Origin of the sequence: Anthropogastromicrobium aceti (assembly GCF_020687335.1) — a bacterium.
Taxonomy (GTDB): domain Bacteria; phylum Bacillota; class Clostridia; order Lachnospirales; family Lachnospiraceae; genus Anthropogastromicrobium; species Anthropogastromicrobium aceti.
On record NZ_JAJEQN010000030.1, the window covers coordinates 34,422 to 48,598 of the forward strand.

A 14,177-nucleotide genomic window follows, 5' to 3' on the forward strand; every position below is an offset into this window, starting at 1 on the left:
TCTGGCGTCCTCACTGAGATCGTGATACAGATGCCAGAGCTTTTCCGAGAGAAGGGAACGTTCATAGCCTGCCGCTTCTGCAAGCTCCACATTGGAGGCAAACTGACCACTTTTCAAAAGCTCCCCGATACGCTCTGCGGCACTCTCCCAGGAAATGACCTGGGCAGACCTATCATAACGGACAGACTTCCCGTGGGAAAGATGGATACCATCCTCGGCATACCATGCACTCACACTGCCAAGGCCGTTACCGCCGTGATACAGCGTTTTCAGTATCTCGGCAATCTCAGCGGTGGTTTTCTGCTTTTCAAAGGCTGCAACCACACGCTCTCTCTGACGATCTGTATTGCCTCCCAAACGCAGCACATGGTCGATGTCATTTTGGGCAAAAGAAAAAGCAGAGGATGTATGCGCTACATTCTCTGCTTCATCTATGGATTGGATCTGTTCCGCTTCGGAGAGGAATAGGTTTAGAGTCAGCTGTTGATAAGCTCCGCCATCAGGATTTCCTCGGCCTGAGCTTTGCAGGTGTTCATCAGCCCCACCCACTTCATGGGATCGCTGGCTTTCAGTTCCTCGGTGGCTCCCGCTTCTTTCGCCAGCTGTGGCATCATCTGCTCCAGTCTGCTCTGGGCGGTCTCGTCGATCTCCAGAAGGTGCTGGTACAACTTCTCGCTCAGCAGCATCTGGTTGTAGAGGATGGGACGGTGTTCCTTCAGGTAGGTTTTCCTCATCCTGCCGTACTTGCCCAGGGTTTTCTCCGGCTGCTGTCTCAGCTTCAGGTCGGGAATCAAATAGTCTCCATTCTGGATATAGTTCATTGGATTGTTCATCTTGCTTGCTCCTTTCTTGGCTGGCTTCGCGCTCTGCATTTCGGACGGTGACGCCGATCTGCCGCAGCACCTGCTGGTTAATCTGACTGACCGCTGTTCCCAGCGCCCCGATAGTTGCCGGGGTATTGAAATCAAAGATCGCCATGAAATCTTCGTGGTCGAAGTAGCGTTCTGGCTCCAGTCCACAGCGGGACATCAAAGCGTAAGTGATACTGACGGTGGCTGCTGCCTTGAACTGTACTCCGATGTTAAACTCATCATATTCCTCCAAAAAGGAACCGTCAACGATATAGAAGAAGTCCTGCTGATGCTCCGTCCAGTATTCCTCGGCCAGTTTTCCGGCTACCTCCGTGAGCTGTCCGGCAAGGTCATCACCGGAAACATCATAGGTGCGCTCAAGCATAGCCTGCACGGAATCCAGATGGCGCTCCTCCAGCTGCCACAGCCAGGGAGTGCGGGAATGTTCACGGGTTCCGGTGTCGGAAATGTCAAAGACATAACGCAGGCGAGGTCTGTCCCCGGAATCGTCCACCAGAGCAATCCCTTTGGAACCGCGCCTTACATACCGGCCCATCTTTTCATTCCACAAATCGTACTCCGCACAGGCGATGGCGTCCGGTCGCTGGGCATAGATCATCAGCTGCTCATGGAACGGGTACTTGTAAAGGCGGGAAGCAGTAGTGAGAAACCCTGCCCATTCCTGCCAGCTCCCCGTGAGCTGCGTTGTCACCTTCTCCGCCATCTGTGCATATAGTTCAGCTTTGGTTGGCATAGTGTTCTGTCCTCCTTTCGGTTTTGGGGTAAAGAGGTGGGGTGGCATATTGCCACCCCATCCCTGCGATTATGGTGTTTACTGGTCAAAATCCGGATACAACTCCAGCTCGGCAAACTCGGCATCACTCATGGCCTGGAGCTTGCCCAGTGCGCTGTCTGTCAACTCCCGCAGCTCGGTTTCCTCCGGGGCCAGCTCGCCGCGCATCTCACGCAGGCTGTCGATCAGTCCGGTGCGGCTGCCGGTATTGTAAATGCACATCAGGTTCATTTCCTCAAAAGTAAAGTTTCCCATATCAAATCTCCCTTTCCGCACTCTTTTTTGGCGCTATCTTTTTGTGTTCTGCCTTGGGCTGGCTTTTCAGCTGCTCCATGACGGACTTTTTCTTTTCCCGTTCCTCCCGATGGGCAGCGGCAGCCAGATCCATCAGGGAAATGAGCTGACCGTTGCGGGCCTGCTGTTCCAGCTCTGCCACCGTAGGCTCTTTTGCGCCATTGTTGATGATACCGTCGATCATGCCGTAATCGTCCTCCACGGCCATCTCCGCATTTTTCAGCGGATTTTCCGGCAGGAATCCGGAGATCTGGGTAAAACCAACACTGTCACAGTAATGACAGGATACCTTACCATCCTGCTTGATCGCAACGATGTCACTGACACTCATAGAAGGACTGTGAAAATCCGCCGGTTTTTGCAGATTAAACTGCTCATATAGTTTTTCCAGCTGCTCCGGTACCGTGCCAGACTCCCTCAGCGGAGCAGTGTAAATGAGGTCATAATTGCTGCGGTCTATGGAAATGGCATGGGACTTTAACCAGTCCAGATTCATAAAGCGCACATTCTGTGGATCGTCACGGCTCACCTGATAGATGGCAAAGCAATCTCTGTTCTGAGCAAGAAATGCCTGTTCCCGTTCCTGCTGATGTTCCTGGCGCTCCATGACCTTTTCGTGGAACTGAGGGCTTTTCTCCCATTCCTCACGGTCCACACCGAAAAGGCCGCCATGATCCATGATTTCCTGCGGGTCAAACACCATGCTCTCCGTATTGTCCTCATGCAGCACATAAACGGTCAAACCGGCGGCATCCAGTTCCAGCGCCCGTTCTCTGGTAACAGGGAGCATCCCATCATAGGAGTATCCGTATTCCTGCATATCCGGTGTAGAGACCTGCTCATCCGGCGTTGGGTATTCATCCAGTGCCTGCTCCTGTGCTTCCGGCAGCTGGGAAGAAGCAGCCATCTGACTGACCTCTGCCTGCATCTGCTGGTAGGCAGCTTCCTGCAAGGTCTCAATCATGGACAACGGTGCGTATTTTACCGAGTCTCTGCCCAAATCGTTGTCATCACAAATCTGGAGAACTGCCTTCATGCGGGAAATCTCCGGCATATCCAGCTGACCACCATCCAGCTCTTTCATGGACGCGGCATCGTAAAGGGTATAGTCCCAGCCGCTGTCACAGGACTGGATATGAAGATAAGTGGCATCGTCAATCAGAAACAAAGCCTCCTGCTGGTTGGCGTCCGCCCCCAGCACTTCCATTTCCGGCATTGCCGCAGCCAGTTCCTTTACCGCTTTTTGCACCAGAGGATTATCACGGTAATAGTCGATTGCCTGGATGGTGTCCAGGTCAATGGTCTGGCCGGTCAAAATCGGAAAATGTCCTTCATAGTCGCTTCCGTCTTTCAGCTCAAAACCAATGCCCTTGATTCCGTTCATTCGTTCTGCCGGAATCTCCTGATAAATGCGGATTGCTTCCTCCAAAGACAGGTTATCGTGGTATTCTCCGAGGTTTGGAAATTCCATGCACTCTGCTACATAGTAAGTCAGATTGCTGGTTGGCTGCTCTATCGGGGCGGTTTCCGGCTCTGCCTTTGCATGAGGGTCGATTCCGCGCTCTTTGCAGATTTCCTTATAGTGGCGCTCAATGTCGGAGATCAAAGTGCCGGAGGTTTTGTTGATGGTCTCCAAACTGGCTCTCAGTTCTTTCAGCTCCTTGCCTTGACTCCAACTGGCAATATAGCCAAAGCTGTTTTCTCCAGTCTCGATGCCAAAATACTTGCAGACCGCATAGGAGATGCTTTCAGCCTCCACTTCTTCCGTGTGACGATCTTTCCTCTGTTTCTGCAAAAACTGGGAGAGGGTAGAAAAGCCACCGGTAAAATTCAGCCCTTTTTCCTCGGTCAGCATCAAGCGTCCATCTTCCGTCAGTTCCAACGGCTCTGTCAGCAAAACGGAGCCTGCATGGTTTACAACCACTCGTTCTTCCACACAGACCGGATCTCCAGGATCGTAGTCAGAACCGCGCAGGTCATAGCAATAAACGCCCTCTGGCAGATTATCGCGAGCAATCCGTCCGTTGGAGAACAGACCAAGTTTATCAAACAGCTCGATCTCCTGATATTGCTCGTCATTGGTAATCTGGATCTTTTTCTGATTGTGGAGCTTGCTGTGAGCAATCTCGTGAACCGTGGCCGAAACCGTCTGCACCTCGCTCATGCCCTGACGAATGGCAATTTTCTGATGATCGGCAGAAAAATAGCCGTCCGTATCGGCGGCCATTGCTTCAAAAGTAATCGGCACCGGTGCGCTGCGGCGCAGGGCCTCCATGAATGCCTCATAATTTGGCACATTGCCGGAAAGGGATGATGCAAGCTCCGGCAAAGGTTTCCCGTCGGTCTGGCTCACATCAAAGACCTTGACCGGACGAAACATGGGGATCTCGATTTCTTTTTCCTCTGTAACGATCTTTCCGTCTTTATCCAAAATCGGAGCCTTGGTATCCGGGTCCAGCTTCTGCTCCTCGATTTTCTTCTTATACGGTGTCGGGGCAATGATGGTAATGCCATGCTCGCCCTTTTTTACATGACGCTCAAACTGGTCTTTCCACTTATTGTATCCGGCTACCAAAGTGGCATCCGGCTTCTGCATATAGATGAGCATGGTGTTGTTTACCGAATAGCGGTGAAATCGGGACATGACGGACAGATAGCGCATATACTTTTCGCTTTCAAACAGTTCTTTGATGCCCTGCTCGATGCCATCTGTGATTTCCCTTAGCCGTTCTCGGTTGGTGGGTTTATTCTCAGCCATGATTTTCAATCTCCTTTCCAAGTGTGTGATTTCTGCTGTGTGTTCTGCAATCCATGCCTTTTGTTCTTCTTCACTTTCATAAAGAAAAAGGTCCAGCAGGTACTCTACATAGGTTTTCTTCTGGATTGCTTCCACAAAGCGGGGGTGCGATTCTTCCTCCGGTGTCCTGGGAGAACGGTCGGCTTCCCATTTTTTCAACAGATAGTAGTAATCGGACAGTACACGGTAACAGCGCTGTCGATCCTCCCGAAACTTCTGTGCCTCGTTTTTTTGCCGGACATATCTCCTGCGGGGCGGGGCCTGACTGTCATAGATCAGGCCAAAGTCCTGTGCCAGTTTCTCCGCCGCTTCTTTTGGGGAGAGGTCAAAGAGCTTTGCGGTAAAGTCGATCACATCCCCATCTTCACCGCAGCCAAAGCAGTGGAATCGCTGGTCTACCTTCATGCTGGGGTTCTTATCATCGTGAAAAGGACAGCAGGCCATGCCATTTCGCCTGACTTTTATCCCATAAAACTCTGCCGCTTCTCTGGTGCTGACCGACTGCTTGACTGCTTCAAATACATTCTCTGCCATGTGCCTTTAACTGCCGGACTTTTTCACAGGGGGCTGGTATCCGGCGGCTTTCGCACGCTCACTGGCAGCTTTGCGGCGTTCTGCGCTGTATGGCTCCCTGACTGATACACACCGCTTAGGGACGGTAAAGTTATGGGCGTCCTTTCGGGTGATCTGGTCGGGGTGCTTTTTTGCCAGCAGTTCCAGTTTCTCCATCAGGCGGGGATCGTGGGTGTAGACCTCAGCCATTGGTTCTGCCTGGTTATAGAGGAGAATGGTTTCCCGTTCCACTAAAGAGAGCTTCATCGGCTGCCTCCTTTCCGCTGGTCAAATTCCAGCTTGAAATTGGCATACTGTCCATCGTCCTCCAAAACCACAGTGGCATCGTAGGTCTTGCCGGTTTTCTCCGAATATAACCCCGTCACACGGACACGGCCATCGTTCAGCAGCGCAGACACCACAGCTTTGGTCGGCTCTTTTTTCTTGGCAGCCCACCATTTGTTGTTTTTCCAGATTGCAAATTTGCAAGAATCATTCTGACAGAAGAAGCCTTTTTGCAGTTCTGCAACTTCACCGCCGCAGCGAGGGCATTTGCCCACCACCTCACGGGGCGGAGTGAACAGGTACTCAGTTCCCTTGATGATCTGATAAGTCCCCACCAGATCTTTCAGCATGGTGCTGATCCCGGCCAGAAATTCCTCCGGGGCAAGCTGCCCGCGCTCGATCTCTCCCAGGCGGTACTCCCACTCGGCAGTCAGAAGCGGCGATTGCAGTTGTTCCGGCAGCACTGTGATAAGGGAAACTGCATCGTGGGAAGGGAGAAGCTGCACCGTTTTCCTGCTCTTTTTTCGTTCCAGAAAACCGGCAGATACCAGCTTTTCCAAAATACCGGCACGGGTGGCCGGTGTACCCAGACCTTTTCGCTCGGCATCCTCCGGCATATCCTCTTTTCCGGCAGTCTCCATCGCGGACAATAGGGTGTCCTCCGTAAAGTGCTGAGGCGGACTGCTTTTGCCTTCTTTGACGATTGCCGCAGAAACCGAAAGGGTCTGTCCTTCGGTCAGCTCCGGCAGGGCTTTCTCTACGCCCTCTTTTTTCGGCTCTGTATCCTTCATTTTGGCACGATAAGCGTCCTCCAGTGCTTTCCATCCGGGGTGCTTCACCGTTTTTCCTTTTGTGGTAAACTCCCCACCGGCACACGCTGCAATCACAACGGTTTCCGAATAGATATGGGGCTGGGCTACGGCGCACATCAGACGCAGGGCCATCAGCTCCAGCACCGCTTTTTCTCCCGCAGGAAGGGCAGAAAGGTCTGCATCCTTGAGATTTCTGGTAGGGATTACTGCGTGGTGGTCGGTTACTTTCTTATCGTTGATTACCGTCTGCGGATCACAGGTAATAGCGATTCCTTTGCGAAACGGCATAGCATTGGCAACCAGATTGACCAGCACCGGCAGGCTGTCTGCCATATCACTGGTCAGATAGCGGCTGTCAGTACGGGGATAGGTGCATAGCTTCTTTTCATACAGGCTTTGCAGATAGTCCAGGGTCTGCTGGGCTGTAAATCCAAGCAGGCGGTTGGCATCTCTTTGCAGAGTAGTCAGGTCATAGAGGGCAGGCGGCTTTTCGGACTTTTCCTTGCACTCCACCTTTTTGATTGTGACAGCTGCACCCTGACAGGCTTCTTTCAGCTGCTCAGCAGCAACCTTATCCGCCATGCGCTCCCCGGATACGGTAAGACCGGGTAGCTCCAGCGCCACGGTATAAAAGGGAATCGACTGAAAGGTGTCGATCTCAACTTCTCGCTGAACAATAAGCGCCAGCGTCGGGGACATCACGCGCCCGATGTTGAGGGTTCGGTGATACAGCACGGAAAAAAGCCTTGTCGCATTGATCCCCACCAGCCAGTCGGCCTTGGCACGGCAGAGGGCAGCATCCCGAAGTCCGTCATAATCCGCACCGGGGCGCAGGTTTGCAAAGCCTTCCCTTATGGCAGAGTCCTCCATCGAAGAAATCCAGAGCCTTTTCATCGGCTTCTTGCAACCTGCCAGCTCATAGACGCTACGGAAGATCAACTCGCCCTCGCGTCCGGCATCGCAGGCATTTACCACCTCCGAAACATCCGGGGCATTCATCAGCTTTTTGAGAATATCAAACTGCTTTTTCTTATCTTTTCCCACCACCATCTGCCAATGTTCCGGCAGGATAGGCAGATCATCATATCGCCACTTGGCATACTTGGGGTCATAGCTGTCTGCATCCGCAAGACCGGCCAGGTGGCCCACGCACCAGCTGACACGCCAACCGTTGCCCTCCAGATACCCGTCCTTACGGACGGTTGCGCCGATCACCGCCGCCAAACTCTGGGCAACTGATGGTTTTTCGGCAATTACCAATTTATGTTGAGCCATGATGGTTCCTCCTCTCTTTGAGCCATCGGGACATTTCCCGGTGACAGATACCTACGCAGGGTCTTCCATAATTCCCGCAACCATAGCAGGGGTGGCTGTGGGGCAAAGAAGGAGGACGGGAAGTTTCCTTCCCGCCCTCCGGCCTGCGTGTCATCATGCGTTCATAGGGACTGTCTGTGAAACGGGTCATTTCACACTGTCCTCATCATCTTCTTCTGTGCTGCCCCCGTCAGCATCCGGTTCTTCCGACTCCTCATCCTCGGTTTCCCATTCCTCGGAATCTTCCTCTCCATAATCATAATCGTCCAGACTGTCATTGCCCTTGGTCTTAGGCTTGTTCTTAACGAGCTTCAAGTAGGCAAATACGCCACCGCCACCAAGCAGAGCCAGCAAAAGGACCAGCGCAGCCGGGTTCAATCCGGCAGGCTTCTCTTTTTCCGGCTCCGATGTTTCTGCCGGAGGTTCCGGTGCTTTGCCCGTACATTTACTCTTATCAGTTGCGCAGACCGGGCAGGCCGTATTGACTGCCCCTGCTTCACATTTTGTTGAACAGCTGCATACCGCAGGCATCTCCTCTTTGGGTTTTCCATCTTCCATCAGCGCCGCAAGGTCTGCATCGTCCACCTGATTCAGAAAATGAACAGCAGTCTCCTTGTCCTCATTCGCCCTATCAATCAGGATGTAAAAGTAATTTCCAGCTTTGGTCGTAACAGTAATAAGCTGCTTATTGCCTCCAAAATCATCCACCAATGCCGCATTCCCCTCCGGTGTAAGTGCCGGTGCCGGTTCTGTTTCTTCCACAATCACATTGCTGTCATTGGTAGAATCCTCTGCCGGTGCCGCCGGAGCCTGTTCTGACCCCTGTGCGAAAGCAGGGATCGTAAAGCCAAATGCCACAACCATTGTCAGGCAAAGGACGGAAAGTGTTTTGCAAATTCTTTTATTCTTCATAAGCGGTAACCTCCTGATTATTTGATTCCGACAGTGCTGTATCTCTGCCGTGGTTCATTCCACCGGAAAGCATAGCGTTCAGCTGTGCTGGAGTCATGCGTAACGCACGAACCATCTGAACGATTTCCAGATTCTCTGCCTCCGTTTTCTGTGCTTCCAGGGTCTTGAGCTTTTCCTGATATTCCGCAATCTTCTCACGGGTTTTCTCAATTTCCTGGTCGATACGTTCAATTTTGTTTTTTGCCATAACCGTTCACTCCTTTCCACAAAGTCTGTTACCAGTTCATCAGGCCGTAGCCCTTAATACTTTGATAATTCAGGTCATAACTTTTGATCTTGCAGGCATCGCCGGAATTTCCCTCCACGGTATAAACACGGCTGCCATCCGTACCGATCACGATACCCACATGGTCTGCTGTCCCATCCAAATCCCAATCAAAGAAAATTGCATCTCCGGGAGCCAGATTGTTATAGCCTCTTGCACCCCATTGTCCATGAGACTGGAACCACGGAACGCCCTGCCACTCACAGCCTGCAAAGCGCGGCTCACTTTTTCCAGCCTGGTTATAACACCAGGATACAAAGCAGGCGCACCACTCCACGCGGCTGTCAAAGCCATACCAGCTCCAATAAGGATAGCCGCCCACATTGCCGACCTGACGCTTGGCCAGCTCCACCAACTGCGGATTTCCGGGACGGGTTCCATTTACAAACTGTACACCGGTCAAGTCCTCGGAATTGCTCATGTCAGGGGAACCACCGCCAAACAACAACGGCTTATTGCCCATGGTCTGTCGGTAGACCTGATACATTTCCATCTGCTCCGGGGTCAGAATCTCCGACGCCACAGCGGAAATGGGCTTGCTGGTGAGTTTCACATTCAAAATGTAATACTCATAGGGGACTTCTTCTGAGGTGGTCTCGCCGGTCTCCGGGTCGGTGGAGGTCTCCGTGCGGTAGCGAATCTCCACTTCCTCAGTAAGCGTCAGCTGATACTGTGCTGCAAACACACGCGCCAGCTCTGCCTGAGCGCTCTGCCGGGTGTAGCCTTGCAAAACGGCAGACAGAAATGCTGCCAGCTCATGAGGGTCATGACCGATCATACCAAGGTCATAGCGATACTCGTCATACCCTGGGTGGCTGCTTTCTATGTTGTCGATTTCCTCCTGCAACTGGGCTTCTCTGGCTGCATAATCTGCCTCCACCGCCAGCATTTCCGGGTCATCCGACGGATAGGTGGTGCCGGAGAGAACGGAACCGATGCTCTGCGCCATCATGGAGCAGGAGGACATGGTATTCATCAGCATACAGGTAATGAGGAACAAAACCCCTGCCATCAGGAAACCCTTCTTGTGGCGCATGACGAATGCCCCTGCCTGCTGTACCTTTTCTTTTACCGTCCTTGCGGCTTTTCCGATTTTAGATGCAGCCTGGGCGGTATTTCCGGCAGTCTGACCGGCGTGTTTGGCGGCGGCATACTGCCTTTTGATGGCCTGCTTTTGCTGCCAGCGGGAAAGAGGGTTGCTGGCAAACTGGGGATTTTCCTGCAAAGATTTCTGGTACAGAACATTTACATTTGCCTTTTCCAGTTGACGCTCTGCCTGGGCTGCTTTGCGGTACGGCTTCAGCTTGTGGCTGCGATAGCCCTCCCGCACCAGATAAGCGCCGGTCTCCACCGCTTCCTCGGACTTGTGGGCGCTTTCCACGCCCACATTGTCCTGCTCTGTTTCCCGGATCTCTTTGTGGAGCTTGCCCGCAACCAGATGGACGGGAGCTTCCCTGACGCCTTGAGAAACTTTGGAAGGTGGCTTTTTCTTGTCCTCAAAGGTCAGCTTCGAGGTCTTTTTTCCGGTATCTGGGTCAATGACCGTCTGCCTGACCTTTTTCTTTGGGATATTGGCCTGCGCCTTATCTGCTCTGGCCGCAGCTTTCTCCGCTTTACGGATCGGCTTTTCCAGTGCAGGATCAGACCGTTCCTCATCAGTAAAGCGCAGGCGCGGCTCTTTATTCAAACCATTCTCCCAGCATGAGGGAGGACATCATGTAGTGCAGCTCTGCATAAATGGCCATTCCCACAGGATCGTTGAACATACAGCCGGACAGGTAGGCATAAAACTGTGCCACCACATCGGACAGGATCTTCGCCTCTGTTCCTTCCAGAATCAGGCCGCCCATACCTTCTTTAGCACGAATGGCGCTCCAGACCTCTGCCAGACGGAGCAGCCCCACCTGACCGGTCTCATTCAGTTCGGCTGCCTGATCTGCCGCCGTGCGGCACTCACTTACCGCATCGGCCATGACCGTAAGTAGCTGGCTGCGCTGGGCATTTACCGCCCTGTCAAAAAACATCAGCGGGTTTTTATTCAAAATGTTGGGGTTCATAATCATTCATCCTCCTTTTTCAATTCTTGAGGTTTGGTGGTCATAATGCGGTAAAGTTCGGTGTTCTTCGGGAAGTGGTCTACAAACGGCAGGATCGTGGAGCCATAGAACAGCAGGCCCTCGCCCTCACCGGAGTGGGTCACATAGCTAAGCTGGTGCGTGGAAATCCCCAGTTGCTTCGCCAAAATCTGACGGTCTCCGCCTGCCTGGTTGAGCATATACACGAAGTCCGAGTTTTCAAAGATGTTCTCTACCTCGCGGCTGCTCAAAAGGTCTTTGACATTCTGGGTAATACCTGTCGGAATACCGCCCCATTTTCTGAATCGCTTCCAGATTTCCACCGTATAGGCGGCGGTCTGCTCCTCCTTCAAAAGCAGGTGCATCTCGTCGATGTAGTAACGGGTGGACTTGTGGGCGGCACGGTTGATGGTAACGCGGTTCCACACCTGATCCTGTACCACCAGCATACCGATTTTTTTAAGCTGCTTGCCCAGTTCCTTGATGTCATAGCAGACAATCCGGTTATCAATGTCCACATTGCTCTGGTGGTTGAACACATTGAGGGAGCCGGTTACATAGATTTCAAGAGCCGTAGCGATATACTGGGCTTCCTTTTCTTCCTGCTCCCGCAGCAAGTTATAAAGGTCCTCCAAAATCGGCATATTCTCCGGCTTTGGGTCATTGAGATATTCGTTGTAAACCAACCGTACACAACGGTCAATAATGGTTTTCTGCACCGGCTGCAAGCCCTCCTTACCGCCCACGATCAGCTCACACAAGCTGAGGATAAAGTCAGACTTGAGTGACAGCGGGCTTTCATCATCCGAATAGTCCAGATTCAGATCCATCGGATTGATATAGTTGGTTGAAGTAGGTGAGATCTTGATGACCTGCCCATGCAGACGCTCAACAAGAGGTGCGTACTCCGCTTCCGGGTCACAGATGATAACATCATCACTGGTAAGCAAAAAGCAGTTGGCAATTTCTCGTTTTGCGCTGAAGGACTTACCGGAACCCGGCGTACCCAGGATCAGGCCGTTGGGGTTTTTCAGCAGCTTTCGATCCACCATGATGAGGTTGTTGGATAGAGCATTGATGCCATAGTACAGAGCTTCTTTGCCGTTCTGGAATAATTCCTGTGTGGTGAACGGTACAAAGATAGCCGTAGAACTGGTGGTCAGTCCTCGCTGGATCTCGATCTGATTGAGTCCCAGGGGCAGACAGCTCATCAGCCCTTCTTCCTGCTGGAAGTCCAGCCTGGTCAGCTGACAGTTATACTTCTGGGCAATAGAGCCTGCCTGAAAGATGTTGTTGCCAAGCTGACGGGGATTGTCCGCTGTGTTCAGCACCAGAAAGGTCAAAAGGAACATTCTCTCGTTGCGGCTCTGCAAATCCTGCAAGAGTTTTTTCGCTTCACTGCCGTAGGTAGCAAGGTCAGATGGAATGATGTCCATGTCGTATCCGGCACGGACTGCTTTTTTCTGTTCCTCGATCTTGCTGCGGTCCAGGTCGGTAATCTTTCGCTTTACCGTTTTGATGGCTTTCACCTGATCCACCGACTGAATGTGCATACTCACAATGAGCGAGCTTTCCATATCCAGAAAATCAGCCAACAGACGGTCATTCAGCTCCGGTGCGAGAATCTGCAAAAAAGAAACAGCCCCGTATTTCTTGCCCATACGGAACTGCTTGCCGGTGCGGAACTCAAAGGAGCTTGGTGCAATAAAATCCTTTGTGGACAGGCCGGAAGGAGCCAGCCAGTCCCATTCAAACTGAAACGGGAGTTGTTCATCCATGTGGAATACCGCATGAAGCTGAAAAAGTCTTTCTTTACCGTCCAGCGTTCTGGCAGCTACACCAAGACGCTTGAAGTTATTAAGTATATCGGTCTCAATACGCTCCAGACGGGGCTTGGCGGCTTTGATGCTGTCCGCGTCGATACCAAAGGTCAGGTATTTGGTCTTGATGAGACCGTTGTTACCTCTGGCCAGCTGATTTTGCAGCATTGTGGTGTATTCCTCGCGGATACTGTCAAAGGCGTCCCTCTGGGGCGGGATGGAAATGGAGTTAGCAAAGGTCTCCTCCGATGCCGCAAGGTTCAAAAAAGACAGCTGGAAATGAATCGAGCTGTCAAAATAATTGAGGAAATCACACCACCCCTCAAAGATTGCCGTCTTATCTTCGTTTTGGGAGAGCTGATAGTTGATGTCCTGAAACTGGATGGTCTTTGTGTAGTAGCTGTCCGATACGCGGCAGATTCCGTCCGGCCACATCCGTTCATAAGGGATACTGTCCTGCGCAGATTTTCCTTTTTTGTCCGTGCAGTTAGCGCGGGCAATGGCCGCTTCGATCTGCTTCTTATCGGCGCGGGACAGTTTTTTCTTTGTCTTTACCGGCTGCACAGTTTTTTCCTCGGTTTTTCCGAACATCCGATGCAGCCATTTTTTTATTGCGGTGAACAATGTCATACACCTCCTTATCGAGCATTTCCTGCCGCTTTAATACGGCATAAAAGTTGTTGGTCTGGTAAGGTCGCTGCTTTGGACGGATCACAGCTACTTTGAGAATGTTGCCCACGATCTTTTCCAGGGGCTGTCCATGCTTTTCGTACATAGCCAGCATAAAGAAGGGCAGCATAACCAGCATCATACACATAGCCGCTACACTGTTTCCGGTAGGTTTTCTGAGCAAGAAGAAAAGCGGTACGCCAATAAGCGCTCCGCCCGTGAAGCAGATAAGCTGCCGCTTGGTCAGATTGAACATAACCTTTGTTTTGACTTTTGTTAAGTCCTTGGGTACGGGTACATAAGCCAATGTGGAAACCTCCTTCCGTTTTAGTGCGCCTGAAAGACTGATTTGGCGAGACTGCCGGTTTTGAACAGCGTAAAACATAGCAGTACAGTGTAGCCCACGCAGCTCCAGATTGCCATGATGATGTCATCTTCCAGAGCGATGTTCTGCACCAGCACAGCATAAATTGCCACGCAGACGATAATGAGAAACGCCTGAAAGCCCAGTGCCAGCAGGGATCGGAGGTAATTCTGTCCCATACCGCCCCATTCTTTGCCCATCATTGCAGCCATTGGAACGGGAGCCACCGAAGTTACAAGTAGGGTAAGAACCCGGCGCCTTGCCATATTGCTATGGTAGGTTTCCGAGAACTCCCCTCCGAACCGGACTTACAC

At 52.0% G+C, this 14,177-nt stretch carries 13 protein-coding genes and 1 pseudogene; 1 reads left to right on the forward strand and 13 read right to left on the reverse strand.

The window, feature by feature from the left end:
- Positions 1–476: 476 nt before the first annotated feature.
- A complete protein-coding gene (locus LKD48_RS11565) occupies positions 477–821 on the reverse strand; it encodes a TnpV protein (RefSeq protein WP_331466850.1) in 345 nt (114 codons plus the stop codon).
- Positions 822–825: 4 nt separating this feature from the next.
- Between LKD48_RS11565 and LKD48_RS11570 the strand changes: the two genes are divergently transcribed.
- Positions 826–1,587 (forward strand): hypothetical protein, encoded by a 762-nt coding sequence (locus tag LKD48_RS11570; RefSeq protein WP_308732071.1) that lies wholly within the window; start codon positions 826–828, stop codon positions 1,585–1,587.
- A gap of 96 nt (positions 1,588–1,683) precedes the next feature.
- Here LKD48_RS11570 and LKD48_RS11575 read toward each other — a convergent pair whose 3' ends face one another.
- The 12 genes and pseudogenes from LKD48_RS11575 to LKD48_RS11630 form a co-directional block, all read right to left on the reverse strand.
- Complete coding sequence (locus LKD48_RS11575) at positions 1,684–1,899, reverse strand: transposon-transfer assisting family protein (protein ID WP_002576226.1); 216 nt, start codon at positions 1,897–1,899, stop codon at positions 1,684–1,686.
- A gap of 1 nt (position 1,900) precedes the next feature.
- Positions 1,901–5,269 (reverse strand): YodL domain-containing protein, encoded by a 3,369-nt coding sequence (locus LKD48_RS11580; protein WP_308732072.1) that lies wholly within the window; start codon positions 5,267–5,269, stop codon positions 1,901–1,903.
- Between the two features lie 6 nt (positions 5,270–5,275).
- Positions 5,276–5,554, reverse strand: a complete 279-nt coding sequence (locus LKD48_RS11585; protein ID WP_004798047.1) for a hypothetical protein — start codon at positions 5,552–5,554, stop codon at positions 5,276–5,278.
- Positions 5,551–7,659 (reverse strand): type IA DNA topoisomerase, encoded by a 2,109-nt coding sequence (locus LKD48_RS11590; RefSeq protein WP_308732073.1) that lies wholly within the window; start codon positions 7,657–7,659, stop codon positions 5,551–5,553. The genes LKD48_RS11585 and LKD48_RS11590 overlap by 4 nt, the downstream gene beginning before the upstream one ends.
- Positions 7,646–7,849, reverse strand: coding sequence for a hypothetical protein (locus LKD48_RS11595; protein WP_009003368.1), 204 nt, complete (start codon positions 7,847–7,849; stop codon positions 7,646–7,648). The genes LKD48_RS11590 and LKD48_RS11595 overlap by 14 nt, the downstream gene beginning before the upstream one ends.
- Positions 7,846–8,610, reverse strand: coding sequence for a DUF4366 domain-containing protein (locus tag LKD48_RS11600; RefSeq protein WP_158436411.1), 765 nt, complete (start codon positions 8,608–8,610; stop codon positions 7,846–7,848). The genes LKD48_RS11595 and LKD48_RS11600 overlap by 4 nt, the downstream gene beginning before the upstream one ends.
- Positions 8,600–8,857 (reverse strand): DUF4315 family protein, encoded by a 258-nt coding sequence (locus LKD48_RS11605; RefSeq protein WP_009003366.1) that lies wholly within the window; start codon positions 8,855–8,857, stop codon positions 8,600–8,602. The genes LKD48_RS11600 and LKD48_RS11605 overlap by 11 nt, the downstream gene beginning before the upstream one ends.
- Before the next feature lie 28 nt (positions 8,858–8,885).
- The gene (locus LKD48_RS11610) at positions 8,886–10,622 is read right to left on the reverse strand and encodes a C40 family peptidase (protein ID WP_308732074.1); all 1,737 of its coding nucleotides are present in this window, start codon (positions 10,620–10,622) and stop codon (positions 8,886–8,888) included.
- Complete coding sequence (locus LKD48_RS11615; protein WP_040005130.1) at positions 10,615–10,998, reverse strand: DUF3851 domain-containing protein; 384 nt, start codon at positions 10,996–10,998, stop codon at positions 10,615–10,617. The genes LKD48_RS11610 and LKD48_RS11615 overlap by 8 nt, the downstream gene beginning before the upstream one ends.
- Positions 10,995–13,394: a VirB4-like conjugal transfer ATPase, CD1110 family gene (locus LKD48_RS11620; RefSeq protein ID WP_308732076.1), complete on the reverse strand. Its 2,400-nt coding sequence runs from the start codon at positions 13,392–13,394 to the stop codon at positions 10,995–10,997. The genes LKD48_RS11615 and LKD48_RS11620 overlap by 4 nt, the downstream gene beginning before the upstream one ends.
- On the reverse strand, positions 13,351–13,806 hold the full coding sequence (locus tag LKD48_RS11625; protein ID WP_005335865.1) for a PrgI family protein: 456 nt from the start codon (positions 13,804–13,806) through the stop codon (positions 13,351–13,353). The genes LKD48_RS11620 and LKD48_RS11625 overlap by 44 nt, the downstream gene beginning before the upstream one ends.
- Before the next feature lie 20 nt (positions 13,807–13,826).
- A pseudogene (locus tag LKD48_RS11630) lies at positions 13,827–14,105 on the reverse strand (VirB6/TrbL-like conjugal transfer protein, CD1112 family); the annotation flags it as partial.
- Positions 14,106–14,177 lie beyond the last annotated feature (72 nt).